A 25,717-nucleotide genomic window follows, 5' to 3' on the forward strand; every position below is an offset into this window, starting at 1 on the left:
GCTCAGCGGCGTACGTAGCTGAGCAGGCGCAGGATCTGCCAGTACAGGAAGATCAACCCGACGAGCAGCCCGAACGCGCAGTACCAGGCGTAGCGGCGGGGCAGCCGATTCGCGGCCGACCGCTCGACCAGGTCGAAGTCGAGGATGAAGCTGAGCGCGCCGGCGATGATCGCCACCACCGAGAACACGTACGGCAGCCAGCCCACCCGGTCGCTGAGGCTGTAGACGGCCACGCCCTGCCGCCCGGTGAACAGGTACGCGAACAGGTTGACCAGGCCGATCGCCACGATCCCGACGAGCGTGCCGATGACCAGGCGGGCCAGGCGCGGCGTGGCGCGTACCAGCCGGGCCCGGTAGAGCACCGCCATGCCGAGGAAGACGCCGAACGTGCCGACCACCGCCTGCGCCACGATGCCCGGGTAGACCAGTTCAAAGGCGCGGCTGGCCACCCCGAGCAGCAGCCCCTGCAACATGGCGTACCCGACGATGACCGGCGGACTGGTGATCTGCTTCAGCGAGATGACGAGCACCAGGGCGAGGCTGGCCAGCGCGCTTCCGGCCAGCGCGGCGGAGATCCACGCGGCCTGCGGCACCAGCACCCAGGACAGCGCCGCCGTGACGCCGGTGACCAGCAGCAGGCCCACGGTCCGGCTCACCACGTCGGCCACCGTCATCGCGTCGGCGGTTCCGACCCCGAGCACCTGCCGCTCGGCGCGGCCGACGTCGTCCAGCCGGTCCAGCACCGGATTGGCACTGCGCACCGTGACCACCTCCCGCCCACGTACCCGAGTCCCACTCTGCCCCGGTCGGCACGGCAGGGACGGGAAAACGGCGACGCCCGCCGCCGCGGATGCGGCAGGCGGGCGTCGGCGGAAAGCGAGACGTCAGTCGTCGCCCTGGAAGTAGCTGAGCAGCCGCAGGATCTCGATGTAGAGCCAGACCAGGCCGACCACGATGCCGAAGGCGGCCGTCCACGAGTAGCGCTGCGGGAGTCCCATCCGGACCCCCTCCTCGATGTCGGCGAAGTTGAGCACGAAGCTCAGCGACGCCACCACGATGCAGACCAGGCTGAAGCCGATGGCCAACTTGCTGCCATCCCGCAAGCCGGTGTTCACGCCGGCCAGGGACAACACGAAATTGATCAGCATGACCGCGAAGAGGCCTGCCATGATCGAGACCAGGATGCGGGCGAACTTCGGGGTGGCCCGGATGATCCGCGCCTTGTAGATCATCGCCATGAGGAAGAAGACGCCGAAGGTCGCCACCACGGCTTGGAGCACGATCCCGTCGTACCGCGCCTCGAACGCCTTGCTGACCATGCCGACGAAGACGCCCTCGATGATCGAGTACGCCACCACGAGCGCCGGGTTGGCCATCCGGGAGAACGAGATGATCAGACCCAGCACCAGGCCGACCACCGCGGCGCCGATCCACGCCACGCCGACGAGCGAGTCCGGCACGAGCACCCAGGCCGCAGCGGCCGAGGCGCCGAGGATGGCGAGCATGAGGACCGTCTTGACGACCACGTCGTCGAGCGTCATCGGGGTCACGGTGGGCGGTGCCACCGGCTGGCCGTAGCCGCCCGGGTAGGGCTGGGCGTAGGGCTGCTGCGGGTACTGCTGCTGGGGGTATCCGGGCTGACCGTAAGGCCCGGGCTGGGCGTACCCGGCCGCCCGCTCACGCTCTGCCGCCTGGCCGAGCCGGGCGAGCACCGGGTTCGAGGTCTTCACTTCTCAGGCCTCCCTCAGGGGGTCGATCGCACGTAGACGTGCTACTCCAGGGTAGACGTGGCCGCAATCGCGCGTGCGACGGCTAGCTGTGGGAAACCTGAGAGTTCGTGTGCCCGGGGCGGGGGTCGAACCCGCACGCCTTGCGGCAGCCGCTTTTAAGGCGGCCGTGTCTGCCGTTCCACCACCCGGGCGGGTGACACCGGCGCGCCGACACGCGCGGTGCAGATCTCACCGTAGCGGCTCGGCCGCGACCCGGCGTACCCCGACGGCTGCGGCCGTTATGGTCGAGGCCGTGACCAGCGCCGCCCGCACGGCCTCCGGGCCCGACCAGGTCCGGGCGGCCCGCCCGGCGACGGTCACGCGGAGGATGACGGCCGCCGTCCGGCGGCGCCGCGCCGACCTGCTCGTGGGGCTGGCGTTCGCCGCGTTCGCCGCCTGGCTCACCCACGGCCTCTGGCCGGCGCCGGGCGCGCGGGTACTCGCGCTCAACCCGGCCGACCAGACGCTGTACGAGTGGTTCCTGGCGCTCGACGCGCGTGCCCTGCGCGGCGAGCTGAGCCTGGTCAGCGACCGCCTGAACGCGCCGGACGGGGTCAACCTGATGGCGAACACCTCGGTCGTCGCGCTCGGCGTGCTGCTCGCCCCGGTCACGCTGGCGTTCGGCGCGCCGGTCACGTTCGCGCTGCTGGTCGCGCTCAACCTGGCCGGTACCGCGCTGGCCTGGTACCTGCTGTTCACCCGCGTCCTACGGGCCCGTCCGCTCGCGGCCGGGCTGGGCGCGTCACTGTGCGGCTTCGGGCCGGGCATGGTCTCGCAGAGCAACGGCCATTTGCACATGACCGCGCAGTGGCTGGTCCCGGCGCTGGTCTGGCTGGTCGTCCGGCTGCTACGCGCCGCCGACCCGGCCGGGCGCCCGGACGGCCCGGACCGCCGCCGGATGATCTCGTCGGCGGCCGGGCTCGCCGCTGTCGTCACCGTGCAGGTGTTCGTCGGCGAGGAGGTGCTCTTCCTCACCGCGCTCACGCTGGCGGTGATGACGCTCGCGTACGGGCTGGCCGACCGGGAACTGCTGCGCCGGGCCGGTCCCGGCTTCGCCCGCGGGCTGCTGGGCGCGGCCGGGCTGGCGCTGCTCGTGCTGGCGTACCCGCTCTGGGTGCAGTTCGCCGGTCCGCAGGGCGTCGCCGACGGGATGTTCCCGCCCGCCTACTTCTCCGCCGACCTGGCCGGCTGGACCCGCCTCTCCGCGCTGACCGTGTTCGGCAGCCCGGAGGCGGTCCGGCTGACCACCGGTCCGGCCGAGTTCACCACGTTCCTCGGCTGGCCGCTGCTGCTGGTCGCGGTCGGCTGCGCGGCCTGGCTGGGCCGGCGGCCGCTGGTGGTGGCGCTGGTGGCAGGCGCGCTGGTGACGGCCGCGCTCGCGCTCGGCCCCGAGGTCGTGGTCGGCGGCGAACGGACCGGGCTTCCCGGCCCGTACCGGCTGCTGGCCGGGCTGCCGGTGGTGGACGGCGCGCTGCCGATGCGCTTCGCGCTGGCAGTGCTGCCGCTGGTCGGTACCGTGCTCACGCTCGCCGTGCACCGGGCGCTCGGCGAGTCCGGCCGGGCCCGCCGGGGTGTCCCGATCGCGGTCGGCGCGGCGGTGCTCAGCGTCCTGCCGACGCCGCTGCCCACGATGGACCGGCCGCCGCTGCCCGAGTTCGTCACCGGCGGCCACTGGCGGCAGTGCGTACGCCCCGGTGGGGTGCTGGTGCCGGTGCCCACCGCCACTCCGCAGACCCCCTGGCCGATGCGCTGGGCCACCGCCACCGGCGTCGGCTTCGCCATGCCGGAGGGCTTCTTCATCGGCCCGTACGGGCGGGGCGGCTCGGCCACCATGGGCACCTGGCAACGCCCCACCTCGGCCCTGCTCGCCGACGTGGCCCGCCGGGGCGTGGCGCCGGCGGTCGGTGACCGGCAGCGCCGCCAGGCCGCCCGGGACGTCGAGTTCTGGCGCGCGTCCTGCGTCGCGGTGACCGACGACGCGCCGCACGCGGACATGCTGCGCCGCACCCTGGAGCAGTTGTTCGGGCGGCCGGGTACGCGGCTCGCCGACGCCTGGACCTGGCGGTTCTGAGCCACGAAAACGGCGCGGGGACCTTCCGTTCGGAAAGTCCCCGCGCCGGATCCGTCAGACGCGCGCGGCGACCGGCGGGGCGGACGCCTCGGCGAACTCCTCACGCGGGTCGTGCAGCTGACCCAGCGCCACCACCTCACGCTTGAGGAAGAACGCCAGCGTCCAGTCGACCACCACGCGCACCTTGCGGTTGAACGAGGGGATCCGCGACATGTGGTACGTCCGGTGCATGAACCAGGCCGGCCAGCCGGTCATCTTGATGCCGTAGACCTGCGCCACGCCCTTGTGCAGGCCGAGGCTGGCCACGCTGCCGGCGTGCTTGTGCTTGTAGTCGACCGGCTCGCGCCCGCGGATCACGTTGGCGATGTTGTCGGCCATCCGCGCCGCCTGCCGCACCGCGTGCTGGGCGCTCGGCGAGCAGAAGTTGCCCGGCTCCTTGGTCAGGTCCGGCACGGCGGCGCAGTCGCCGGCGCTCCACGCGCCCTCGACCACCCGGTCGCCGTCCACGATCTGCAGCGTCGGCCGGCAGGTGACCCGGCGGCGCTCGTCGCGCGGGAAGTCCGTGGCGTCGAGCATCGGCGACGGCTTCACACCGGCGGTCCAGACGATGGTGTCGGACGGGAAGCTGTCGCCGTCGGAGAGCTTCACCACACCGTCGACGCAGGACTCCAGCCGGGTGTCCAGGCGGATGTCCATGTCCCGCTTCATCAGCTGCTGCACCGTGTAGGCGCCCATGTCCCGGTCGACCTCGGGCAGCACCCGCTGGGTCGCCTCGACCAGCACCCAGCGCATCTCCTCCGGCTTCAGCTCCGGGTAGTAGCGCAGCGCGTCGCGGGCCATGTCCTCCATCTCGGCGAGCGCCTCGATGCCGGCGTAGCCGCCGCCGACGAAGGTGAACGTCAGCGCGCGGCTGCGTACCGCCGGGTCGGTGGTGGAAGCCGCCACGTCGAGCCGGTCCAGCACGTGGTTGCGCAGGTAGATGGCCTCACCGATGGTCTTGAACCCGATGCCGTGCTCGTGCAGGCCGGGAATCGGCAGGGTGCGGGAGACCGAGCCGGGCGCGACCACCACGTGGTCGTACTGGATCTCCCGGGCCGGGCCGCTGATCGGCTGCACCACTGCGGTCATGCGGTCGTGGTCGATCCGGGTGACGGTGCCCGCCACCACGGTGCACTTGCGCAACTCCCGCCGCAGCGGCACGACGGCGTGCCGCGGGGAGATGTTGCCCGCCGATGCCTCCGGGAGGAACGGCTGGTACGTCATGTGCGGCTGCGGGTCGACGACGATGACCTCGGCCTCACGCCTGCTCAGCTTCTTGGACAGGCGCAGAGCGGCGTACAGGCCCACGTGACCGGCACCCACGACAAGGATCCGCTTCGGGTTCACGTCATCTATCTTTCCCCGGGGGCCCCCGGTAATCCCGCGCGAGACCCCCTTCTGTGACGGAGCACAACCCATGTGACCTGCGCAACGTCATCGGAACGCTGCGTCACTTGCGGCGCAGCAACCAGCCCAGCAGCGCGCTCAGCCCCACCGCCACCAGCAGCCCCACCACCGTCGCCGCCTGCGAGCCGTCCGTCCCGCCGACGCCACCCAGCCACGCCAGCACCACGCCGAGCACAGCGCTGGCAAGCACCACCCCGCCCGCCCGGCTCAACCACCGGAACACCACGTCCGGGTCGATCAGTCCGTCGTAGGGCAGCAACGCGGCGAGCGCGCAGAGCGAGTGCGCCAGATAGAGCAGCGTCGCCACGGCGAGCAGCCGCCACAGCGCCGGCGGCCGGTCGAAGCCGAGCGTGGCCAGCAGCCAACCGCCGACCGTCACCAGCGCGGCGAACGTCGGCCAGATCCGGCGCGGACCGAACGCCGGCAGCACCGCGGCCACCGCCAGGGCCAGCAGCGAGCGCGCGGTGAGGGCCTGCACCGGGTACGCGAGCAGGAAACCGGCCAGCACGGTGAGGAAGATGCCGCCGCGTACCAGCAGCGGCAGCGGGCTGACCCGGGCGGCCGCGTACCGCAGCGCCCGTACCCGCTCGACCAGGGCGTCCGTCACTGAGCCGGCCTTTCGTTCGCGACTGCGGGACTCCGCTTCGCTGCGTTCCTCGCGCTCACCGCAACCCTGCCTTCGGGGCGGTCGCCAGGCGGGCCACGTCGCGGAGCACCTCGTCCAGGCTGCCCGCGCCGGCCCAGCGCACCACCGGCACGCCGTGCTCGCGGAGCTGGCCGATCATCGTGTCCCGGTCCAGCCGCCACAGCCGGTACGCCACCTCGGCCCAGCCCCGCTCCTTCGGCACCGGCAGTTCGGCCGGCAGCGTGTCCACCGCCACCACGAACCGGCCGCCGCGGGCCAGCCGGGCCAGCATCTGCGCGGACCGCTCGTCGAGCAGCGGGGTGAGCACCACCACGAGCGCGTCCGAGGAGAGCAGTTGCGGGCCGAAGACCTGGTCGTACGGCTCGTGCGGGGACGACTCGGCGTGCACGTCGAGCAGCCACTCCAGCACGGTCAGGTACTGCCGCCGCCCGGTGGCCGGACGCAGCCGGCGCGCGGCCGGGCCGTACTCCAGCATCGACACCCGGTCACCGCGGTGCAGGTAGTGCTCGGCGATCGCGGCGGCGGCCCGAACCGTGGTGTCCAGCACCGACGCCGGGCCGTTCACGCCACCGGAGCGGCCCGCCTCGGCGAGCACGTCCAGCAGCACCACCACCTCGGCGTCCCGGTCCGAGAGCGTCGCCGCCACGTGCAGTTGGCGGGCCCGCAGCGACACCCGCCAGTCGATGCGGCGCAGCCGGTCGCCGGGCGCGAACACGCGTACCCCGGCCAGCTCGCCGCCCTCCCCCGGCCGCCGCGATCGGTGCGCGCCGACCAGCCCGGCGGCCCGGGGCATCGCCTCGACCGCGTCGAACGGCTCGGTACGCGGGTAGACCCGGGCCCGGATCGGGTCGGTGATCACCGCGCGGGAGACCAGCAGCCCGTCGGCGACGGCGACCCGCACCCCGGCCGGGCCGATCGGGTGCCGCCCCCACCGCAGCGCCGTGCCGGTCAGCTCCAGGTCGACGGCGCTGCCCCGGGGTACGGAGGTGACGAACGGGCGGTCCGCCCCGCCGGAGCGGCTCACGTCCAGCCCGGTGCCGCCGAAGCCGACCTGCTCCACGCGCAGCCAGCGCGACATCCGCGTCCGCACCACCGCGAGGTCGTACCCGACCAGGTCCGGGTTGGCCACCGCGACGGTCGCGGCCAGCGGGGAGCCCTCGACCAGGTGGGTGTCCGCGACGCCCAGCTCCAGTTCCGGCAGGCCCGCGGGGCGGCGGCGCAGCGCGTACGCGGTGCCCAGCGCGAACGGCGTGGCGAGCACCACCAGGTCGATGCGGCCGAGCAGGACCGCCGCGACGAGCAGCACGCCGGTGAGCAGCACGGCCCGGCCGAGCGCCCAGGTGGGTGCCCAGCCGCTCGCCGCCTCGGCCCGATCCATCAGCGCCCGGCGGCGTAGCTGGGCAGCGCGCCGCTGGCCGGGGCGGGCGTGGACTCCAGCACCTCGCCGACCACGAACGCCGGATCCACCCGGCGCAGCCACATCTCCGGCCGCAGCGTGATCCGGTGCGCCAGCGCGGGCGCCGCCACCGCCTTGACGTCCTCCGGCACCACGTAGTCGCGGTTGGCGAGCACCGCCCGGACCCGGGACAGCAGCAGCAGCGCCAGCGAGCCGCGCGGGGACGCGCCGACGAGCACCGACGGGTGCTCCCGGGTGGCGGCGGTGAGTGCCACGATGTACCGGCCGACCGAGTCCTCGACCACCACGTCCTCCAGCGCCGCCTGCATGGCGCGCAGCGTCGCGGCGTCCACCACCGGCTTGATCTCCGCCTCCTCGCGGCGGCGGGCGATCCGGCGGCGCAGCACGTCCCACTCCTCGTCGTGGCTGGGGTAGCCGAACGACACCCGCAGCAGGAACCGGTCGAGCTGCGCCTCCGGCAGCGGGTACGTGCCCTCGTACTCGATGGGGTTGGCGGTGGCGAGCACGTGGAACGGCTCGTCCAGGCGGTAGGTCACGCCCTCCACCGACACCTGCTTCTCCTGCATCGCCTCCAGCAGCGCCGACTGCGTCTTCGGCGGCGTCCGGTTGATCTCGTCGGCGAGCAGCAGGTTGGTGAACACCGGCCCGGCCCGGAACGCGAAGTCGCCGCTGCTCTGGTCGTAGAGGAACGAGCCGGTCACGTCGGCGGGCAGCAGGTCCGGCGTGAACTGGAGCCGCCGGAAGTCCAGCCCGAGCGCCTGCGCGAAACAGCGCGCGGTGAGCGTCTTGCCCAGGCCGGGCAGGTCCTCCAGCAGCACGTGACCACCGGCGAGGATGCCGGCCAGCACCAGCTCCAGCGCGTCCCGCTTGCCGACCACGACGGTGCCGACCGCCTCCAGGACGGCCCGGGCGAGCCGGCCCACCTCGGCGGGGGCCATGCTCCGGTCCACGTCGTTCATCAGATCTTCTCCAGTTCGGCGACGATCGCCGCGAGGTCGCGCGGCGACGGAGGGCGGCGGGCGGGGGTGGTGAGGAACGTCCACAGTGGCTCGCCGAGCACCGACCGGGCGCGGGCCGGATCGGACTCGCGGGTGACGCCGTGGCGCTGGCGCAGCCGCTCGTCGGCCAGCTCGCCGAGGCGCGGCAGGATGCGTTCGGTGAACCGCTCCCGGTTGTCGGCGGACCAGTCCAGCGGGCGCTCCCAGCCGTTGATCGCGGTGCGCAGCGCGTCCCGGGCGGACCAGTTCCAGGTGCCGGGCTCCTCACCGGCGGGCGTCCGGGCGCCGGCGCGGGGCGGCGGCGGGGGCGACAGCGCGGCGGTGACCCGGCGTACGGCGAGCACGGCGAGCACCCCGGCCACGATGATCCAGATCGGCACCTTCAGGCCGACCGCGCGCAGCCCGACCACGACCACCACCACGACGGCGGCGGTGACCGCGGCGGTCCGCAGCAGCAGGCGTGCCCGGCCACCGCCCGAGGGGCGTACGTCCTCCCCGGCGGGCTCCTCGCCGAACGACAGCAGGTCGTCGATGCTGGTGCTCACGACGCCTCCCCCGCCAGGCTGGTCAGCTCGCCGCGCAGCCGGCGTAGCGCGGCGCGGGCCTGGTCCCGGGTGTGCTCGTCGACCGGGTGCGTGGCGTACCGGGCCTCCCGGTAGACGTGCGCGAACCCGTCGAGCACGTCGGCGCTGGCGATCGCCGGGATGCCGGCCTCCGGGTCGCCGCGCAGCAACCGGGCCACCAGGTCGGTCGGGGTGTCGCCGGTGTGCCGGGGCACGCCCGCGTCCTCGGCGGCCTCCTCCAGGCGCACCCAGCACGCGATGACGGCGGTACGCGGGTCGGTGGAGCGGTCGTCCAGTTCGACGAGCCCGGCGTCGAGCGCGGCCACCACCTCACGCGCGGTCCCCTCGGCGGTACGCCGGGAGCGCCGCACCGGCACCGCCCGGGTCGTCCGCCGCAGCGCGCCCCGGAGCACGTTCCACAGGACGTACCCGATGGCGCCCAGCACCACCGCGAACAGCAACGCCACGGCGGCGGTGGCCAGCCAGTCGGGCACACCGCCCGACGTGGACTCACCCACGTCGCGGGGTTCCACCGGGTACGACGGCACCGCCTCGGGCGACGGGTACTCCGGCACGTACGGGATGGTGTCCGCGGCCGGCGGGATCCGGCTGGCCCCGATGGCGGAGTGACCGGCGGCGAACGCGGCGAGCGCGAGCAGCACCGTCACCGCGGCGACCGGCCACCACCTGCGCAGTACGCCGAAATCCATCCCACCGCCTCAGGTGTTCCTCAGTCCACCCCGGCCAGGTCCTTCGCCCGGGTGAACACGTCGTCCAGCATCGCCGGTGTGAGCCGGCCGGTGAACGTGTTCTGCTGGCTGACGTGGTAGCAGCCCAGCAGGTCCGGCACGGACTCGCCGGACCAGTGTGCCCCATGGCCGAACGCCGGTCGCGGCGTGGGCGGTCGCTGCCCGTACACCTGACGGAGCACCGGCCACCACGCGGCCCACGCGAAGGCACCCAGCGCGACCACGACGCGCAGCGTGGGCCGGATCAGTTCGACCTCGCGGTGCAGCCACGGCGCGCAGGTGTCCCGCTCGGCCGGGGTGGGCTTGTTGTCCGGCGGCGCGCACCGCACGGCCGCGAAGATGCGGGTCTCGCGCAGCGTCAGGCCGTCGTCGGAGGCGACGCTCGTCGGCTGGTTGGCCAGCCCGGCGCGGTGCAGCGCGGCGAACAGCACGTCACCGGACCGGTCCCCGGTGAAGATCCGGCCGGTGCGGTTGCCGCCGTGCGCGGCCGGCGCCAGACCGAGAATGGCGATGCGCGCGTCCGGCGGGCCGAGGCCGGGCACCGGCCGTCCCCAGTAGTCCTGGTCGCGGAACGCGGCGCGCTTGACCCGCGCCACCTCCTCCCGCCACGCCACCAGGCGCGGGCAGGCGAAGCAGTCGCTGACCGCGCCGTCGAGGTCGGCCAGGTCGGCCGCCCGCGCGGCGCGGGCGACCACGTCCTGCGGGGTACGCGACTCAGCCAAGCTTCGCCCGGAACAGTTCCAGCGTGCGGGCCCAGGCGGTGGCGGCGGCCCGCTGGTCGAAGTGCTCCGGCCGGTCCTCGTTGAAGAACGCGTGCGCGGTGCCCGGGTAGTCGAACGTCTGGCAGGTGCCACCGGCCGACTCGATGGACCGGCGGACGCTCTGCACCCCGTCGGCGGCGGACAGGCCGTCCGCCTCGGAGCAGTGGATGAGCGCGGCCTTCCCGGCGTAGCCGGCCCAGCCGCCTTCGTCCGCCGCTCCCACGGCCATGCCCTCCCAGGGCAGGCGCGGGTAGAACCCGGCGGTGGCCACGATGCGCTCGGAGAACGTGCCGGACCACAGGGCCAGGCTGGCGCCCGCGCAGAACCCGGCGCAGCCCACCTTGCCGGCGACCTCGGGCCGGCTCGCCAGGTATTCGGCGGCAGCGGCGATGTCGCTCGCCGCCTCGTCCATCTGGGAGCTGTTGAGCATCAGCCGCGGCTCGGTCGGCTTCACTGCCGGTCCGCCGTGCCGGAAGTCGGGCGCGAGCGCGACGAAGCCGGCCTCCGCGAAGCGGTCGACCACGGCCCGTACGTGGGGTACGAGACCCCACCAGTCCTGGATGACGATGACCGCCGGGCTGGCCACACCGCCGGAGGGTATCGCGAGATACCCCTCGCTCGTCCCCCCGTTGCCGGTGAAGCTCACCATCTCGCCCATGGGCCCGTCCTCCTTGCGGTCAGTCAACGTTGGCTGGTCGCACAGTTGGCTGTTACGTGCCGGTAGCGTGCCACGCGGTCAGCGGCCCGGGGAAGACAGAACAACAGTGGCATTCACCTCCTGTAGACCTCACAGACCAGTGGCCGACGCCCCGCACCACAACCCGGCGAGATCTTGGAAGCTTGCGGCCCTTATGAGGGCTGTCATGTCCCGGGACATGTGTCAACGGGAAGTCCCGATAGATGTGTCAGGGGTTGTGGATCGTGGGGGTGGGGGTGAGGGGGATGTAGTTCTTGTCGGGGTTGAGGTGGAGGTAGCCGATGGGTTGGCCGTCGGGGTGGTAGATGGTGACGTGGTTGTTGTCGCGGATGGCGGTGACGGTGGTGCCGGCGTGGGTGGTGCCGACGCTGGTGCGGTGTCCGGCGACGGCGATGGCGCCGTTGCTGGCGACGGGGCAGTGGTGCAGGGTGGCGTCGGTTTGCAGGGGTGGGCTGGTGGGTCCGCCGAGGGTGGGTGCGTGGGTCCAGGCGTGGGCGGGTGTGGTGCGGTGGGGTAGGGCGCTGTGGCGGCGTTGGGTGTTGTAGTAGCGGCGGTAGGTGTCCAGGAGTGTTTGCAGGGCGGTGAGGGTCTGTGGTGGGGGTTGGGTGCTCAGCCATTTTTTGAGGGTTTGGTGGTGGCGTTCGACCTTGCCGCAGGTTTGTGGGTGGTAGGGGCTGGAGTTGATCGGGCGGGTGCCGTGGTCGATCAGGGTCTGCACGAAGGTGGAGATTGATCCGGGTCGGGTGCGGCGGCTGGTGAACGCGATGCCGTTGTCGCTGAGCACGATGGCCGGCACGCCGTAGGCGGTGAACGCCTGTCTGATCGCGGTGATCGCGGCTCGGGCGGTCTCCGCGGCGGCGGCGTGGCAGGCGACCAGGGTGCGGGTGCAGTCGTCCAGGACGTCGAAGACGACGACAGTGCGGCCGTCGGCGAGTTTCACTTCGGTGGCGTCGATCTGATAGCAGTCGCGGGGCCGGGCATAGCTGAAACGCCGCCACGAGCTACGCGGTCGTTTAGCCGGAGTAGCCACGAGCAGGTCATGCCGGGCCAGCACCCGGTTGACCGTCGAGCGTGACGGCACCGACCAGGACGCGTCGGTGCGCCGGCGCACATCGTCCAACGCGTCTCGGATGAAGTCAGCCCCGTTGTCCGGGCCCAGTTCAGCGCGCAGTTTGCAGATCCACGCGTCCACCTCCGGCGGCGTGACCCGCGGACTGGTACGCGGCCGCCGGGATCGTTCCTGCCACTGACCCTCGGCCCGGATACGTGCGCGGTGCCGGTACACCGTGCGCACCGACACCCCGTGCTCACGCGCGAACTCGGCCGCGTTCACCCGAACCCCCGCCGCCAGCAGCGCGTCCAGCAGGTTCATCACATGCCGCCGAGAAGCCATGCCCGGCAGCACATACCACCCGACCCAAGATCCCTACCACGTGACACATGTATCGGGACTTCAACGCTGACAGATGTCATGGGACTGAACAGCCCTTATGAGGGCCGTTTCCTTCCAAGATCTCGCCGGATCGAGCGCGCGCTCAGGGAGTTGACGTGGGTTCCGGGGAAGCGGTGGGGGTGGCACTGCCGGTGGGCGCGAGTGCGGGCGGAGCGATCGACGGCGAGGCCGGCGGACCGAACGGGGCCAGCTCCGGGCAGTACGGGTAGGTGTTACGCATCTCCGGCACCGCGCCGGCGTCAGCCATGCAGCTCGGCCAGCCGAGCCGGATCGGCACGCCGTTCTGGTCGAAGAGCCGCGCGTCGCGGATCAGCCGCCCCTGCTGGTCGTAGACGAAGACGTCCTCGATCCGGTCGTACCTGTGGTCCACCGACGTCTGCTCGTAACTGCCGTAGCTGTCGGTGTCGGCGCGCTCGTCCACCTGGGCCAGCACGGCGAAGGAGAACAGCAGCAGCGCGGCGGTGGCGATCTGGTGCAGTTGGCGCCGCCACCCGGTGATCCCGGCGGATCGGCGACCCCACCACATGGACGCGACGATCGCGCCGATGAGCAGCAACAGCCCCGTCGAGCTGTTGCCGTCCAGCCGGGGCACCAGGCCGGACCGGCCGTCCACCATCCACGCCACGATCAGCGCGGCCAGCCATCCGCGCACCAGCCACCAGGCCGGGCGCAGCGGGCGCAGGAAGTCGCTCACCGTCTCGTGCCCGAGCACCGGGCCGAGCTGGCGGTCGAGCAGACGCAGCTGGGTAGCCGCCTCCCGCCGGGCCTCGGCGAGGCGGTGGAAACGCGCCGGCCGCCGGCTCGGCTGGGCACCGGCGACGGCGCGCAGCTCGGCGGCGTACGCCTCGGGGGCGCCCAGGCGGTCGACCAGCGTGCCCTCGCCCTCGGCGGCAACCTCGGCGAGGTGTTCCGGCAGTTCCTCGGTCAACTCGTCGCGGACCTCCGGCGGCAGGTCGGCGAGCGCGGCCCGCACCCGGTCGACGTAGTCCGTGATCTCCTGCCCCATGACGGTCATGCCGCCATCCCCCGATCGTCGAGCAGCGCGTCCATGGTGGTGGCGAACGAGCGCCAAATCTTGCCGGAGCGGGTGAGCTGGTCACGCCCGGCGGCGTTGAGCGAGTAGTACTTGCGGTGCGGCCCGGACTCGCTCGGCACCACGTACGTGGTGAGCAGACCGGCCGCGAACAGCCGGCGCAGCGTGCCGTAGACCGAGGCGTCGCCGACCTCGGTGAGACCTGCCTCGCGTAGCCGCCGCAGGATGTCGTAGCCGTACCCGTCCTCGTCCTTGAGCACGGCGAGCACCGCGAGGTCGAGCACGCCCTTGAGGAGCTGCGTGGTATCCACGCTCCGCACAGTAGTGCGCAATACGCACTACCGTCAACGACACAGCACCTACAGGCGGGCGGTCCATCCGATGAAACGGTCGAACAGATCGGCCGGGTTCGGGTTGGTGCGCAGCAGGTCGGCGGTGGCGTGGAACAGGCAGCCGGCCATGTGGATCGACAGGGCGACGCGGTCGCGCCGGTAGTCGAGCAGCAGCAACAGGCGGGCCGGCTGGCACGGCCAGGGGGCCGCGCACACGCGGCACAACCACAACGGCCGCATCGGGACGTGCGGCCGCACGACCCGGCGACCGCGATCGGGTACGGGAGAACAGTTCCCCATGCTCATCCCCCGATCGTGTCGCCTCCTATTGTCAGTGTCAATATCCTCCGTAGTTGTCGCTGTTCGGCGACGTCGACGCTGCCATCGTCAACGTGTGGAGCTGGTGGGCGTGTCGGAGATCCGGGCGATGCTCGGCAACGTGTCGCGTCAGCGCGCATCCGTGATCGCCAACCAGCGCAACTTCCCGGAGCCGATCGCCGTGCTGGCGATGGGCAAGGTCTGGCGGAAGTCCGACGTCGAGAAGTGGATCAGGGAACACCGCCCCGACCTGGCGACGGACTGACGCCGCCCGCCCCTTCTTGTTGACCAAGGAGTTGGCGTCCCCGGAGGCGTCCGAACCGGACAAAAACTCCTTGATCACCGCCGGAAGGGGCCAGAGGGCTAGGCGAGGCTCCAGGCGATGCCGTCGAGGATGTCGTGCTCGGAGGCGACCACCGACGGCATCCCGGCCCGCTCCATGATCACTCGCAGCACCAGCGCGCCCGCGCCGATCACGTCGGCCCGCCCCGGGTGCATCACCGGGTACGCCAGCCGCTGCTCACTGCTCTTGCCCAGCAGGTCGGCGGTCACCTCGGCCACCTGCTCGTACGAGACGCGGGCGTGGTGGATGCGGCTCGGGTCGTACTCCTGGAGCCCTTGCGCCAGCGCGACCACTGTGGTGACCGAACCGGCCAGCCCGACCAGCGTGGCGGCCTCGCGGCCGGGCACGGCGGCGAGCGCGCGGTCGACGGCGGCGGCGATGTCGGCCTCGGCGGCGGCGATCTGTGCCGCGGTCGGCGGGTCGCCGTGCAGGTGGCGTTCGGTCATCCGGACGCAGCCGATGTCCACCGAGATCGCGCCCCGGACGCCGTCGGCGCGGGTGCCGACGACGAACTCGGTCGAGCCGCCGCCGATGTCGACCACCAGGTACGGCGGTTCGGCGTCGGCGGGCAGGCCGCGCACCGCGCCGGTGAACGACAGGCGTGCCTCCTCGTCGCCGGTCACGACCTCGGGCGGTACGCCGAGCGTGCGCTCGACCATCGTCCGGAAGTCGGCGGCGTTGGAGGCGTCCCGGGAGGCCGACGTGGCGCACATGCGGACCCGGTCGGCACCGGACTTCTCGATCTCGGCCGCGTAGTCGGCGAGCGCCACCCGGGTCCGCTCGATGGCCTCGGGGGCGAGCATGCCGGTCTGGTCGACGCCCTGCCCCAGGCGGACGATCTCCATCCGCCGGCTGACGTCCACGAGCGGCACCGTTTCCCCGGCCGAGGGGCCGGGCAGGTCGGCGATCAGCAGTCGGATCGAGTTGGTCCCGCAGTCGATGGCTGCCACACGCGCACTCACGGCGCCCACCCTACGGCAGCCCGCCCGGGGCAGCTCAGAGGCGCAACAGCATGCGGGAGTTGCCCAGGGTGTTGGGCTTGACCCGTTCCAGGTCCAGGAACTCCGCGACACCCTCGTCGTACGAGCGCAGGAGCTGCTCGTAGACCGGCTGCGGCACGGGCGCGCCGTCGATCTCGCGGAAGCCGAACGAGCCGAAGAAGCCGGTCTCGAACGTGAGCACGAAGATCCGGGCGATGCCCAGGTCGCGCGCCGAGTCGATCAGCTCACCGACGATCCGGTGCCCGATCTTGTGGCCCCGGCAGGACGGGTCGACCGCCACCGTCCGGATCTCGGCCAGGTCCTCCCACATCACGTGCAGCGCGCCACACCCGACCACCGTGCCGTCCGGCGTCACCGCGACCCGGAACTCCTGCACGTCCTCGTACAGCGTCACAGTCGCCTTGCTGAGCAGCCGCCGGTCGTCGGTGTAGGTGTCCACCAGCCGCCGGATGCCGCGCACGTCGGCGGTGCGGGCCCGGCGCACAGTGATCTGGTCGGCGCTCATCTCACTCCGCCGGCACGTCCACGCAGGGGCCGGCGGCCCACCACTTCTCCACCAGCGCCAGCGTCTCGTCGCCGAACGGGTTGACCCCCGGCCCGGCGGCGAGCGCGTGCCCCAGGTGCACGTGCAGGCACTTCACCCGCCCCGGCATGCCACCGGCCGAGATGCCGGCGATCTCCGGCACCTCGCCGATCGCCTCCCGGCGGGTCAGGTAGTCCTCGTGCGCCGCCCGGTAGCGCGCGGCCAGCTCCGGGTCCTCGGCGAGCCGTTCGGCCATCTTCTTCATCAGCCCGGCCGACTCCAGCCGGCTGCACGCCGCCGTGGCACGCGGGCAGGTCAGGTAGAACAGCGTCGGGAACGGCGTGCCGTCGGCCAGCCGGGGCGTCGTCTCCACCACGTCGGGCAGGCCGCACGGGCACCTGTGGGCCACCGCACGGGTGCCGCGCGGCGGGCGTCCGAGCTGCGCGGCCACCGCGGCCAGGTCGGCCTCGGTGGCCGGCTGGCGTTCCGGCGGGGGTACGGAGTCCGCCGCCGGCTCCTGCGGTGGTACGACGCTCAAGGTTGTGCCTCTCGAATCAAAGCTCACTTGTCCTGGCGCTCGGCGTTCGCCGCCCGCACGCTCGACCACAGGGTGTCGTACCAGGGCTCCGGCGCGGTCGGCGCCCCCGGCTTCGCGTCCTTGCCGGCGTCCTTGGCCGCGCCCTCCGGGTCGGAGAGCACCACCAGCAGCGTCTCGCCCGGCTTGCCCATGAAGAACCGCTCCCGGGCCTGCGTCTTGACGTACTCCGGGTCTTTCCACTTGGCCGCCTCGGCGGTGAGCCGCTCGATCTCGGCCCGCTGGGCGGCCTGCGCGGCCTCCATCCGCTCGATGTCCGCCTGCTGGTCCAGGTAGACCCGGACCGGATAGGTGTACGCCAGCGCGAGCGCGATCAGCACCGCGAACAGCACTGTGGCGCGCCCGGTGAAGCGCCGGGGTTGGGGTGCGGTGAGCCGCTTGACCGGACCACCGGCAGCGGTACGCCGGGCCGCGGCGGGGCGGCTCGCGGAGCGTACGCCGTCGCTGGCCCGGGACGCGCCGGGTGACCGGCCGGCGGCGCGCGTCTCCGCGCGGACGCCGTTGTCGCGGGCCGTGGACCGGACCCGGGCGCCGCCCGTCCGGCCGGGCTGACCCGGCCGACGGGCGGGCCGCTGGCCACCCGGTGTGCGGCGCTGCTGCATCGTCACACCCCTCCCCCGGAGCGCTCGCTCAGGCCGAACGGTAACGCGGGAACGCGCCGACGCCGGCGTACCGCGCCGCGTCGGCCAGCTCCTCCTCGATCCGCAGGAGCTGGTTGTACTTGGCCACCCGGTCGGAGCGGGCCGGGGCGCCGGTCTTGATCTGCCCGCAGCCGGTGGCGACGGCCAGGTCCGCGATGGTGGTGTCCTCGGTCTCGCCGGAACGGTGGCTCATCATGCACTTGAAGCCGGCCCGGTGAGCCAGGTCGACGGCGTCCAGCGTCTCGGTGAGCGAGCCGATCTGGTTGACCTTCACCAGCACCGCGTTGGCGGCCCGCTCGGCGATGCCCCGGGCGATGCGCTGCGGGTTGGTCACGAACAGGTCGTCGCCGACGATCTGGATCCGGTCGCCGAGCGCGGCGGTCAGGGTGGCCCAGCCGCTCCAGTCGTCCTCGGCCAGCGGGTCCTCGATCGACACGATCGGGTAGTCGCCGGCGAGCTTGGTGTAGTAGTTGCTCATCTCCTCGGCGCTCTTCGCGGTGCCCTCGAACGTGTACGTGCCGTTGTCGAAGAACTCGGTGGCGGCCACGTCGAGCGCGAAGACGATGTCGGTGCCGAGCCGGTAACCGGCCTTCTCCACCGCCTCGGCGATGAGGTCCAGCGCGGCGGCGTTGGTGGGCAGGTTCGGGGCGAAGCCGCCCTCGTCACCCAGGCCGGTCGACAGGTCCTTCTTCTTCAGCACCGACTTCAGCGCGTGGTAGACCTCGGCGCCCGAGCGCAGCGCGTCCCGGAACGTCGGCGCGCCGATCGGCGCGATCATGAACTCCTGGATGTCGACGTTCGAGTCGGCGTGCGCGCCACCGTTGAGGATGTTCATCATCGGCACCGGGAGCAGGTGCGCGTTCGGGCCGCCCAGGTAGCGGAACAGGCTCAGCTCGGCGCTGCCCGCGGCGGCCTTGGCCACGGCCAGGGAGACGCCGAGGATGGCGTTCGCGCCCAGCTCGCCCTTGTTGTCCGAGCCGTCGATGTCGATCATCTTCTGGTCGATCAGCCGCTGCTCGCTGGCCTCGTAGCCGATGAGCTGGTCGACGATCCGGTCCTCGATGTTGGCGACGGCCTTCTCGACACCCTTGCCCAGGTAGCGGTCCTTGTCACCGTCGCGCAGCTCGACCGCCTCGAAGGCGCCGGTGGAGGCGCCGGACGGCACCGCGGCGCGGGCGATCGTGCCGTCGTCGAGCCCGACCTCGACCTCGACCGTCGGGTTGCCCCGCGAGTCCAGGATCTCCCGGGCGACGATTCCCTCGATGGTTGCCACTGAGTCGCTCCTCGTTTGTGTGGTTCCGGTCCGATATGGGCCGCGACGGTGCGGCTGAGGCAGGTGTTGAACGCAGCGTATCGGTCCCCGCCCCGCCGTACGCCGCTCGGGGCGGCCCCCGAGGCGCTTGCTGAGACGGACATTCCCGGATTACCGGTCGTCAACCGGCAACCGGTTTGCGAGAGGTTGCGTCGATCGACAAGGCTGGGCATCATGCCTGCCGCCTCGACGACTCTCCGCGTGCTCGCCGCCTCGGTCATCGCGTCGCTCTCGGTCACCGGCTGCCAGGCCCTGGATGACGCGGGCGTCGCGCTCGGTCGGGCCGACCTGGTCAACGACCTCGCCGCGCGGATGGACCGGGCGCTGGAGCAGACCTGGGCCGCCGACTACCAGCTCGACGGCGGTCGCACCGCCTCGATCGCGCAGACCAAGAAGCCGCTGCGCTCCACGTACACCTGGCCCGGCGGCAAGATCACGGTGACCCAGGAGTCGGTGACCCGGTGCGCGAGCACCGCCGCCCGCACCTCCTGCACCGTGTCTCCGCCCGTCCTCACCGCCGGAAAGCCCTCGGTGATCGTCTACGACGAGGCACGCAAGCAGGGCCTGGTCACCCCGCCCGCGGTGATCCGGCTGCTCACCGAGGCCGCGCTCGCGCCGGACGCGGTCATCGAGCAGAGCGACACCACGCTGGCCGGGCACCACGCCACCTGCGTGAACGTCACCCACGACGGTGAGCGCTTCAGCACCTGCGTGACGAACGAAGGCGTGCTGGGCAGCTTCTCCGGCACGATCGACGGCAAGCCGGCCGAGGTGACGCTGAGCCGCTACACCGAGAGCGTCGAGGCCGCCGCGTTCGCCGTACCGGCCGGCGCGGGCGTGGTGGACCGTCGACCCGCCACGTCGTGACCCCGCCCGACGGCGCCGGGTTCCGGCCCGCCGCCGATCACGGGCGGCCGCCGCAGCCGGGCGACCTGGCGCTGCCGGTCGCCGGCCGGAAACTGCTGACCGGCCCGGACGCCGCGCAGCCGCTGCGCATCGGCGCGCTGCCCGGCGACCTCGCCTGGACACCCGTCGGCACGCTCGACGGCACCCCGGCGTGGGCGGCCGAGGTCACCGACCCCGAGTCGCTGCCCGGCCGGTGGCGCGGCTGGCGCGGCCTCGCCGCCGAACTGCCCGCGCCCCACGCCGACCTGGCCGGACGGGCGCTCGCCGTGGTCACCTGGCGGCGTACGCACAGGTGGTGCGGGGCGTGCCGGGCCGAGCTGGCCGACGTGCCGGGCGAGACCGCGCGGCGCTGCCCGGACTGCGGGCTGACCGTGTTCGTGCCGCTGTCCGTAGCGGTGCTGACCGCGATAACCCGCCCCGGCCGGGCCGGCGGAGCAGACGAGCTCCTGCTGGTCCGGCACGCGCACGGCCCGACCGGGTTGTGGGCGCTCGTCGCCGGGTTCGTCGAGGCCGGCGAGTCGCTGGAGGCGGCGGTGCACCGCGAGGTCGCCGAGGAGGTCGGCCTGACCCTGCGCCGCCCCGCGTACGTGGACAGCCAGCCGTGGGCGCTGACCGGACCGGGCACACTGCTCGCCGGGTTCACCGCCGAGGTGACCGACCCGGCCGCAGAACCGGTGGCCGACGGCACGGAGCTGACCGAGGCGCGCTGGTTCCCGGTCGACGCGCTGCCCGCCGAGCTGCCGCCCGCGTACTCCCTGTCGCGCTGGCTGATCGACGCGGTCGCCGCCCGCCGGTGAGCCCTCACACCCCCAGCAGGGTGCGCAGGTGGCGCGGCGGCGGGCAGTCGTACGCCAGCATGGCGTCGTGCCAGTCGCGCACCGGCACGCCGTCCGGCCGGGCGGCGGCGATGTCGGCCATCTCGCTGTAACCGACGAAGTACGTCGACAGCTGCGTGGAGGTGAGCAGCGCCCGCCGCCACTTGCCGGCCGCCTCCCCCTCCTCCTGGAAGCCGCGCCCGGTCATCAGCGCCATCGCCTCGGACTCGGGCAGATCGTCGCAGTGCACGAGCTGGTCGAGCAGCGCGTTGATGGTCATCCGCAACTGCATCTTGAGCTGCTGCAACCGCACCGGCAGCCCGCCGAAGCCGAGCCCGGCCATCAGCTCCTCGGTGTAGACCGCCCAGCCCTCGATGAACACGCCCGACTCGGTGAGCGCGCGTACCCGCGTCGGCCCGTCGTAGCGGCGGGCGTGGGCGAGCTGGAGGAAATGGCCGGGCATCGCCTCGTGCACGGTCAGGTTGCGGATCATGTGGTCGTTGTACTCCCGGTAGAACGACTCGACCCGCTGCGCCGGCCAGTCCGCCGGGGTGGGCGCGATGCAGTAGAACGTCGGCACGTCGGCCGTCTCCAGCGGCCCCGGCGAATCGCAGTAGGCGACCGCCACACCCCGCGCGAACTCCGGCATCTCCTGGATGACACACGGGTCACCGACCATGCTGACCAGGTCGTGGTGGCGCACGAAGTCACTCGCCTCGTCCAGCGTCACCGAGGCGAGGTCGACGATGGTGGCGTCGTCCGGGTGCTCGGCGGCCAGCAGGTCCAGCGCCCGGCGTACCGTCTCGTCGTCGGCCGGGCCACCGACCAGCTCGACGGCCGCCGCGCGGATCTCCTCGGTGACCCGTTCCAGGTTGGCCCAGGCGCGGCGCTGCACCTCGGCGGCGCTCAGCTCGGTGTCGAGCGTGTGCCACAGCCGCGCCTCCCAGCGCCGCCGGCCCAGCCGCGGGTCACGCCCCGGGCCCGCGTCGGCCGCCAGACCCTGCCGCAGCCACGCCACGAACTCCTCCAGCGCGGCGATCGCCTCCGTGGCCGCCGGGCCGACCCGGTCACGCAGCGCCGGCGCCTGGGCGAGCAACGCCGGCACCTCGTCGCGGATCAGCGCCGCCGTGCCGGTGAACTGCCCGACCGCCGTCTCCGCGTGGATGCGCGGCATGTCCCGCAGCGTCGCGCGCGCCGTCGCAAGCGCATCGGGTACGGCCGACAGGCGCCCGGCGAGGCTGGTCAGGCGCTCCTCGGCGGGGGCGAAGGGACGGGCCAGCAGGGCGTGCAGCAGCGGCCCCGGATTGTGGCGCAGCGGATCCCACTCGTGGGCGCGAATCTCGGTGGCCTCGAACAGCCCTCTGTCGATCATGCTGGTGAGCAGCGCGTGGTCGACGCTCTCCGCCACGTCGAGCGCGTCCGGGTCGATCTCGGCGAGCGCGTCCGCCGCGTCCTTCAGCATCGCCTGATCGGCGGCGAGCGCGTCCGCGGACAGATCGGGCAGCCGGTCGTCGTAGCGGTGGTCCCCGGCGGAGGTGGCCAGCCCGGGCCGGCTCTCCAGCAACGCCTCCACGATCCGCTCCGCCAGCGGTACGAACGACTCCATACCCGGCACCCTACCGATCACCCCCGACCCCTTCCCCGACCCAGCTCCCGCCCGCCGGGCCACCCTCCGCGTTGATCAAGGAGTTCGCGTCCCCAGTAGTGCCCGCCGCGACCCCAAACTCCTTGATCACCGACACGGCCCGCCGGGTGGCTGGGCAGATCTTGGTACGGAACGGCCCCTATGAGGGCCCTTTCGTACCAAGATCTACCGCCGATCCCGAGATGCGGTCTACGAGTCTCGGGAAGCGAGAGGGCTCGAATCAACCCCCATCAGCCTGTCCCGCCACCACGCAACCCGACCCGGCAGCCCTCCGCGATCTTGCACTTCCTGCCCGGACGGAAGGGACATTTGCGATGCCCAGTGGGCCGCAAGTGCAAGATCGCGGGGCGGGAGGGCGGGAGGGCGGGGCTGGAGGGCGGGAGGGGTGGGCGGGGTCAGGTGGGGCGTTCGGCGGCTCGGACCGCCTCGGCGTACGCCAAGGTGGCACGACGCAGGGCGGCCTCCGGGTCGATGCCGGCCTGCCGGGCTGCGGCGACAGTTGCCAGCAGGCTCGCCCCCAGCCGCGCTTCCGGGTCCACCTGCGACTCGGCCAGCGGGGGCGGTACGGCGAGGCCGACCCGACCGGCGCGGTCCAGGATCTTCGCGGCCAGCGCGAGCGCGGGCTGGCTCAGCGCGATGCCGTCCAGCACCGATTCGCGGGTCTTCTCGGCCCGCTTGATCCGTTCCCAGTTCGCCTCGATCTCCTCGATCGAGCCGGCCGGCTCGCCGGAGAACACGTGCGGGTTGCGCCGCACCATCTTGTCGACAAGCGTGCCCGCCACGTCGTCGACGGTCCAGCTCTTGCCGTCCGGTAGGTCCTCGGCCAGCCGGGCGTGCAGCAGCACCTGGAGCAACACGTCGCCCAGTTCCTCGCGGAGCGCGTCGGTGTCGTCGGCGCTGATCGCGTCGTACGCCTCGTAGCACTCCTCCAGCAGGAACCCGGCCAGGCTGCGGTGGGTCTGCGCCCGCTTCCACGGGTCGCCGCCCGGGGAGGCCAGCCGGTCCATCACCTCGACCGCGTCGAGCAGCCGGGCGCCGGGTGGGTCCCACGAGCCGTACATCAGTTCCAGCTCGGCCAGCCCGGGCTCGCGGGCCAGCCGCAGCCCCAGCTCACGGGCCAGCGTCTCGTCGCCGGCCGGGCCGGCCAGCCACACCGCCCCGCCGTGCGTGGCGGCGGCGTCGAGCAGCGCCTGGGTCGCGCCCTCGGTCACCACGCTCACCTCGGCGCCGGCCGTCCGGACCGCCCGGGTCAGCTCGCTCTCCGCACCGGCGAGGACCGGCGCGGAGCGTACGGCGTCCCAGGCGGCCGAGGTCAGCAGGCCGGCGGGCAGCCGGGGCGAGGTGACGAGCAGGACGATGCGCGCGGTCATGCGGTTCCGGGGGCCGGCGAACCACCGGCCGGCGCCTCCGGCGTCGAGATGTCGGTGACCGGGCCGTCCTGGTTGACGTAGGGCAGGGAGTAGAAGACGAGCGACTGGCCGGTGTTGACGAGCGACGGCACGCCGCTCACCCCGAACCGGGGGTTGACGCTGACGTCCACCTTCTCGGCCTGCTGCTGCAGCACGTTGCTGAGCGCGGTGGCGCTGCGCACGAACCCGGCCTCGCCGAACGCCTGCCGGACCTGGTCGACGGTCAGGCCCGGCTGGATCGCCCCGGTCTTCTCGATGGCGTGGTAGACGGCCATCAGGGACTCGTCGCTGAGGTCGGCCGGCGGCAGGCTCTGCTGGAGGGTGGCGGAGAGGTCCACCCACTCGCCCCACAGCTTCGTGTACTCGGTGGTCGCCGGCATCCGCAGCGGCTGCTGAAGCTGCTCCGGGGACACCTCGTCGGTGACCTGGAGGCCCTTCTCGGCCGCCACGCGCTTGCCGAGGTCGAGCGCGACGAGCAGGTTCAGCACGTCCTGCCGGGTCACCGGGGACCGCAGCTCCTCCGGCGACGGCGTCTGCGGCGCCTGGTTCCGGACGGCGTCCGCGTACTGCCGCTGCGCGTCGTCGTAGATCGCATCGACCCGCTCGACGGAGTAACGGGTGTCTCCGACGTAGGCGGCGACGTCCGGGGCGGACCGGCCACAGGCGGCGAGAGAGAGCGCGGCAAGGGCCGCGACGCTGACGGCGACGAGGGAACGACGTGCACGCATGTGGCTCACTCTCTCACGCCCCGTACCGGCCTGTGACTCCACCCACCTCATCGCGCACCGGCCGGGACCGCACGAGCCAGCTCCTCGGGCTTGCCCAGGACATCCGCCAGGAGCTGCTCGCACCACTCCAGCAACGCCTGGTCGCGCAGCGGCTCGCCGCCGATCCGCCGGGTGCTGGGCCGGGGCACGCTGACCTGGTCGAGCGCCTGCTTGTAGACCGAGTCCGGGTGGTAGCGCTTGAGCCGCATCTGCTTCGAGTCGGGCAGCGGCAGCGGGCCGAACCGGATGTGCTTGCCCTGCATCGACACGTCGGTGAGCCCGTAGCGACGGGCCAGCAGCCGGAACCGTGCCACCGCGACCAGGTTCTGCACCGGCGCGGGCGGCTCGCCGTACCTGTCGGTCATCTCGGCGACCACCTCGCGCAGCCGCTCGGCGTCGCGGGCCTCGGCGAGCTTGCGGTACATCTCCAGGCGCAGCCGCTCCACTCCGACGTAGTCGTGCGGCAGGTGCGCATCGATCGGCAGGTCGACCTTGACCTCCGTCTCCTCCTCGGTGCTCTCGCCCTTGAAGGCGGACACCGCCTCGCCGACCATCCGGACGTACAGGTCGAAGCCGACGCCCTCGATGTGGCCGGACTGCTCGCCGCCGAGCAGGTTGCCGGCGCCGCGGATCTCCAGGTCCTTCATCGCCACGTACATGCCCGCGCCGAGTTCGGTGTGCTGGGCGATGGTGGCCAGCCGCTCGTGCGCGTTCTCGGTGAGCGGCTTCTCCGGCGGGTAGAGGAAGTACGCGTACGCCCGCTCGCGGCCCCGGCCGACCCGGCCGCGGATCTGGTGCAGCTGGGCCAGGCCGAGCAGGTCGGCCCGCTCCACGATGAGCGTGTTGGCGTTCGGGATGTCGATGCCGGACTCGACGATGGTGGTGCAGACCAGGACGTCGAACTCCTTCTCCCAAAAGCCGACCATCACCTTCTCCAGCGCCTCCTCACCCATCTGGCCGTGCGCCACCGCGACCCGGGCCTCCGGCACCAGCTCCCGCAGCTTGCGGGCCGTCTTCTCGATCGACTCGACCCGGTTGTGCAGGTAGAAGACCTGACCGTCCCGGAGCAGCTCGCGGTGGATGGAGGCGGCCACCTGCCGGTCGTCGTACGCGCCGACGAACGTGAGCACCGGGTGCCGCTCCTCCGGCGGGGTGGCGATGGTGGACATCTCCCGGATGCCGGTGATCGCCATCTCCAGCGTGCGCGGGATCGGGGTGGCCGACATGGCGAGCACGTCGACCGAGGCGCGCAGCGTCTTCAGGTGCTCCTTGTGCTCGACGCCGAACCGCTGCTCCTCGTCGATGATCACGAGGCCGAGCTGCTTGAACCGGGTGGACGCCTGGAGCAGCCGGTGGGTGCCGATGACGATGTCGACGGTGCCGGCGGCGACCATCTCCAGCGTCTGCTCGGTCTCCTTCGGCGTCTGGAACCGGGACAGCTGCCGGATCGACACCGGGAACTGGCTCATCCGCTCGGCGAACGTGTTGTAGTGCTGCTGCACCAGCA

27 protein-coding genes and 1 tRNA gene are annotated in these 25,717 nt (G+C 72.7%); 4 read left to right on the forward strand and 24 right to left on the reverse strand.

The annotated features are described in order from the left end of the window. Positions 1–2: 2 nt before the first annotated feature. From MCBG_RS15550 to MCBG_RS15560, 3 genes are all read right to left on the reverse strand, one after another. Positions 3–761: a Bax inhibitor-1/YccA family protein gene (locus MCBG_RS15550; protein ID WP_043330636.1), complete on the reverse strand. Its 759-nt coding sequence runs from the start codon at positions 759–761 to the stop codon at positions 3–5. A gap of 123 nt (positions 762–884) precedes the next feature. Next, a complete protein-coding gene (locus MCBG_RS15555) occupies positions 885–1,730 on the reverse strand; it encodes a Bax inhibitor-1/YccA family protein (protein WP_043326550.1) in 846 nt (281 codons plus the stop codon). 110 nt (positions 1,731–1,840) lie between these two features. Further along, a tRNA-Leu gene (locus MCBG_RS15560) sits at positions 1,841–1,921 on the reverse strand. A 101-nt stretch (positions 1,922–2,022) separates the two neighbouring features. Between MCBG_RS15560 and MCBG_RS15565 the strand changes: the two genes are divergently transcribed. Then, entirely contained in the window at positions 2,023–3,840 is a 1,818-nt protein-coding gene (locus MCBG_RS15565) for a hypothetical protein (RefSeq protein WP_223201237.1), read from the forward strand. Positions 3,841–3,894: 54 nt separating this feature from the next. Here the strand turns inward: MCBG_RS15565 and MCBG_RS15570 are convergent, their stop codons facing one another. The 12 genes from MCBG_RS15570 to MCBG_RS15625 form a co-directional block, all read right to left on the reverse strand. Continuing rightward, complete coding sequence (locus MCBG_RS15570) at positions 3,895–5,226, reverse strand: NAD(P)/FAD-dependent oxidoreductase (RefSeq protein ID WP_043326553.1); 1,332 nt, start codon at positions 5,224–5,226, stop codon at positions 3,895–3,897. A 103-nt stretch (positions 5,227–5,329) separates the two neighbouring features. After that, positions 5,330–5,893: a hypothetical protein gene (locus MCBG_RS15575; RefSeq protein WP_043326554.1), complete on the reverse strand. Its 564-nt coding sequence runs from the start codon at positions 5,891–5,893 to the stop codon at positions 5,330–5,332. Positions 5,894–5,948: 55 nt separating this feature from the next. Further along, a complete protein-coding gene (locus MCBG_RS15580; protein WP_043326555.1) occupies positions 5,949–7,310 on the reverse strand; it encodes a DUF58 domain-containing protein in 1,362 nt (453 codons plus the stop codon). Continuing rightward, entirely contained in the window at positions 7,310–8,308 is a 999-nt protein-coding gene (locus tag MCBG_RS15585; protein ID WP_043326556.1) for an AAA family ATPase, read from the reverse strand. Before MCBG_RS15585 ends, MCBG_RS15580 begins: the two co-directional genes overlap by 1 nt. Then, a complete protein-coding gene (locus MCBG_RS15590) occupies positions 8,308–8,892 on the reverse strand; it encodes a hypothetical protein (protein WP_043326557.1) in 585 nt (194 codons plus the stop codon). Before MCBG_RS15590 ends, MCBG_RS15585 begins: the two co-directional genes overlap by 1 nt. Then, complete coding sequence (locus tag MCBG_RS15595) at positions 8,889–9,620, reverse strand: DUF4129 domain-containing protein (protein WP_043326558.1); 732 nt, start codon at positions 9,618–9,620, stop codon at positions 8,889–8,891. Before MCBG_RS15595 ends, MCBG_RS15590 begins: the two co-directional genes overlap by 4 nt. Positions 9,621–9,640: 20 nt before the next feature. After that, complete coding sequence (locus tag MCBG_RS15600) at positions 9,641–10,354, reverse strand: uracil-DNA glycosylase (protein ID WP_043326559.1); 714 nt, start codon at positions 10,352–10,354, stop codon at positions 9,641–9,643. Positions 10,355–10,373: 19 nt separating this feature from the next. After that, positions 10,374–11,078, reverse strand: coding sequence for a dienelactone hydrolase family protein (locus MCBG_RS15605; protein ID WP_043326560.1), 705 nt, complete (start codon positions 11,076–11,078; stop codon positions 10,374–10,376). A gap of 247 nt (positions 11,079–11,325) precedes the next feature. Next, complete coding sequence (locus tag MCBG_RS15610; RefSeq protein WP_083297081.1) at positions 11,326–12,510, reverse strand: DDE-type integrase/transposase/recombinase; 1,185 nt, start codon at positions 12,508–12,510, stop codon at positions 11,326–11,328. Positions 12,511–12,652: 142 nt separating this feature from the next. Then, positions 12,653–13,585, reverse strand: a complete 933-nt coding sequence (locus MCBG_RS15615; protein ID WP_043326561.1) for an HAAS signaling domain-containing protein — start codon at positions 13,583–13,585, stop codon at positions 12,653–12,655. After that, on the reverse strand, positions 13,582–13,914 hold the full coding sequence (locus MCBG_RS15620; protein ID WP_043326564.1) for a PadR family transcriptional regulator: 333 nt from the start codon (positions 13,912–13,914) through the stop codon (positions 13,582–13,584). Before MCBG_RS15620 ends, MCBG_RS15615 begins: the two co-directional genes overlap by 4 nt. Positions 13,915–13,962: 48 nt before the next feature. Further along, positions 13,963–14,151 carry a hypothetical protein gene (locus tag MCBG_RS15625; protein ID WP_223201238.1) on the reverse strand — a complete coding sequence of 63 codons (189 nt, stop codon included), beginning with the start codon at positions 14,149–14,151 and terminating at the stop codon, positions 13,963–13,965. A gap of 178 nt (positions 14,152–14,329) precedes the next feature. Between MCBG_RS15625 and MCBG_RS15630 the strand changes: the two genes are divergently transcribed. Then, positions 14,330–14,518 (forward strand): hypothetical protein, encoded by a 189-nt coding sequence (locus MCBG_RS15630; RefSeq protein WP_176921700.1) that lies wholly within the window; start codon positions 14,330–14,332, stop codon positions 14,516–14,518. 98 nt (positions 14,519–14,616) lie between these two features. On the opposite strand, the gene MCBG_RS15635 is transcribed toward MCBG_RS15630, so the two are convergent. From MCBG_RS15635 to eno, 5 genes are read right to left on the reverse strand one after another with little or no spacing between them, the layout of a single operon-like run. After that, positions 14,617–15,546: a Ppx/GppA phosphatase family protein gene (locus MCBG_RS15635; RefSeq protein ID WP_043326568.1), complete on the reverse strand. Its 930-nt coding sequence runs from the start codon at positions 15,544–15,546 to the stop codon at positions 14,617–14,619. Positions 15,547–15,592: 46 nt separating this feature from the next. Next, on the reverse strand, positions 15,593–16,102 hold the full coding sequence (locus MCBG_RS15640; protein WP_043326570.1) for an amino-acid N-acetyltransferase: 510 nt from the start codon (positions 16,100–16,102) through the stop codon (positions 15,593–15,595). A gap of 1 nt (position 16,103) precedes the next feature. After that, positions 16,104–16,658 (reverse strand): DUF501 domain-containing protein, encoded by a 555-nt coding sequence (locus MCBG_RS15645; protein WP_043326573.1) that lies wholly within the window; start codon positions 16,656–16,658, stop codon positions 16,104–16,106. Between the two features lie 23 nt (positions 16,659–16,681). Next, positions 16,682–17,317, reverse strand: a complete 636-nt coding sequence (locus MCBG_RS15650; protein WP_043330639.1) for an FtsB family cell division protein — start codon at positions 17,315–17,317, stop codon at positions 16,682–16,684. 28 nt (positions 17,318–17,345) lie between these two features. Beyond that, the gene (gene eno / locus MCBG_RS15655) at positions 17,346–18,629 is read right to left on the reverse strand and encodes a phosphopyruvate hydratase (protein WP_043326576.1); all 1,284 of its coding nucleotides are present in this window, start codon (positions 18,627–18,629) and stop codon (positions 17,346–17,348) included. Positions 18,630–18,842: 213 nt separating this feature from the next. Between eno and MCBG_RS15660 the strand changes: the two genes are divergently transcribed. Further along, a complete protein-coding gene (locus MCBG_RS15660; RefSeq protein WP_043326578.1) occupies positions 18,843–19,535 on the forward strand; it encodes a hypothetical protein in 693 nt (230 codons plus the stop codon). Further along, the gene (locus tag MCBG_RS15665; RefSeq protein WP_043326579.1) at positions 19,532–20,371 is read left to right on the forward strand and encodes an NAD(+) diphosphatase; all 840 of its coding nucleotides are present in this window, start codon (positions 19,532–19,534) and stop codon (positions 20,369–20,371) included. Before MCBG_RS15660 ends, MCBG_RS15665 begins: the two co-directional genes overlap by 4 nt. 4 nt (positions 20,372–20,375) lie before the next feature. Here the strand turns inward: MCBG_RS15665 and MCBG_RS15670 are convergent, their stop codons facing one another. The 4 genes from MCBG_RS15670 to MCBG_RS15685 form a co-directional block, all read right to left on the reverse strand. Next, complete coding sequence (locus tag MCBG_RS15670; RefSeq protein WP_043326581.1) at positions 20,376–21,995, reverse strand: DUF885 domain-containing protein; 1,620 nt, start codon at positions 21,993–21,995, stop codon at positions 20,376–20,378. Positions 21,996–22,429: 434 nt separating this feature from the next. Then, complete coding sequence (locus tag MCBG_RS15675; protein WP_043326583.1) at positions 22,430–23,404, reverse strand: nucleoside triphosphate pyrophosphohydrolase; 975 nt, start codon at positions 23,402–23,404, stop codon at positions 22,430–22,432. Then, positions 23,401–24,171, reverse strand: coding sequence for a SurA N-terminal domain-containing protein (locus MCBG_RS15680; RefSeq protein ID WP_043330641.1), 771 nt, complete (start codon positions 24,169–24,171; stop codon positions 23,401–23,403). The genes MCBG_RS15675 and MCBG_RS15680 overlap by 4 nt, the downstream gene beginning before the upstream one ends. 47 nt (positions 24,172–24,218) lie before the next feature. Then, positions 24,219–25,717 (reverse strand): TRCF domain-containing protein (locus tag MCBG_RS15685; RefSeq protein ID WP_043326586.1); only part of this gene is annotated, 1,499 nt, incomplete at its 5' end.

The sequence above is a fragment of the Micromonospora sp. M42 genome (assembly GCF_000568915.1).
GTDB lineage: Bacteria > Actinomycetota > Actinomycetes > Mycobacteriales > Micromonosporaceae > Micromonospora > Micromonospora chalcea.

Excerpts from the sequence above, each read along its gene's own strand:
- MCBG_RS15660 (WP_043326578.1), top strand. The coding sequence starts at position 18,843 with ATGCCTGCCGCCTCGACGACTCTCCGCGTGCTCGCCGCCTCGGTCATC.
- MCBG_RS15680 (WP_043330641.1), bottom strand. The coding sequence starts at position 24,171 with ATGCGTGCACGTCGTTCCCTCGTCGCCGTCAGCGTCGCGGCCCTTGCC.
- MCBG_RS15670 (WP_043326581.1), bottom strand. The coding sequence starts at position 21,995 with ATGGAGTCGTTCGTACCGCTGGCGGAGCGGATCGTGGAGGCGTTGCTG.
- MCBG_RS15615 (WP_043326561.1), bottom strand. The coding sequence starts at position 13,585 with ATGACCGTCATGGGGCAGGAGATCACGGACTACGTCGACCGGGTGCGG.
- MCBG_RS15580 (WP_043326555.1), bottom strand. The coding sequence starts at position 7,310 with ATGGATCGGGCCGAGGCGGCGAGCGGCTGGGCACCCACCTGGGCGCTC.
- MCBG_RS15585 (WP_043326556.1), bottom strand. The coding sequence starts at position 8,308 with ATGAACGACGTGGACCGGAGCATGGCCCCCGCCGAGGTGGGCCGGCTC.
- MCBG_RS15640 (WP_043326570.1), bottom strand. The coding sequence starts at position 16,102 with ATGAGCGCCGACCAGATCACTGTGCGCCGGGCCCGCACCGCCGACGTG.
- MCBG_RS15675 (WP_043326583.1), bottom strand. The coding sequence starts at position 23,404 with ATGACCGCGCGCATCGTCCTGCTCGTCACCTCGCCCCGGCTGCCCGCC.
- MCBG_RS15595 (WP_043326558.1), bottom strand. The coding sequence starts at position 9,620 with ATGGATTTCGGCGTACTGCGCAGGTGGTGGCCGGTCGCCGCGGTGACG.
- MCBG_RS15650 (WP_043330639.1), bottom strand. The coding sequence starts at position 17,317 with ATGCAGCAGCGCCGCACACCGGGTGGCCAGCGGCCCGCCCGTCGGCCG.
- MCBG_RS15610 (WP_083297081.1), bottom strand. The coding sequence starts at position 12,510 with ATGGCTTCTCGGCGGCATGTGATGAACCTGCTGGACGCGCTGCTGGCG.
- MCBG_RS15605 (WP_043326560.1), bottom strand. The coding sequence starts at position 11,078 with ATGGGCGAGATGGTGAGCTTCACCGGCAACGGGGGGACGAGCGAGGGG.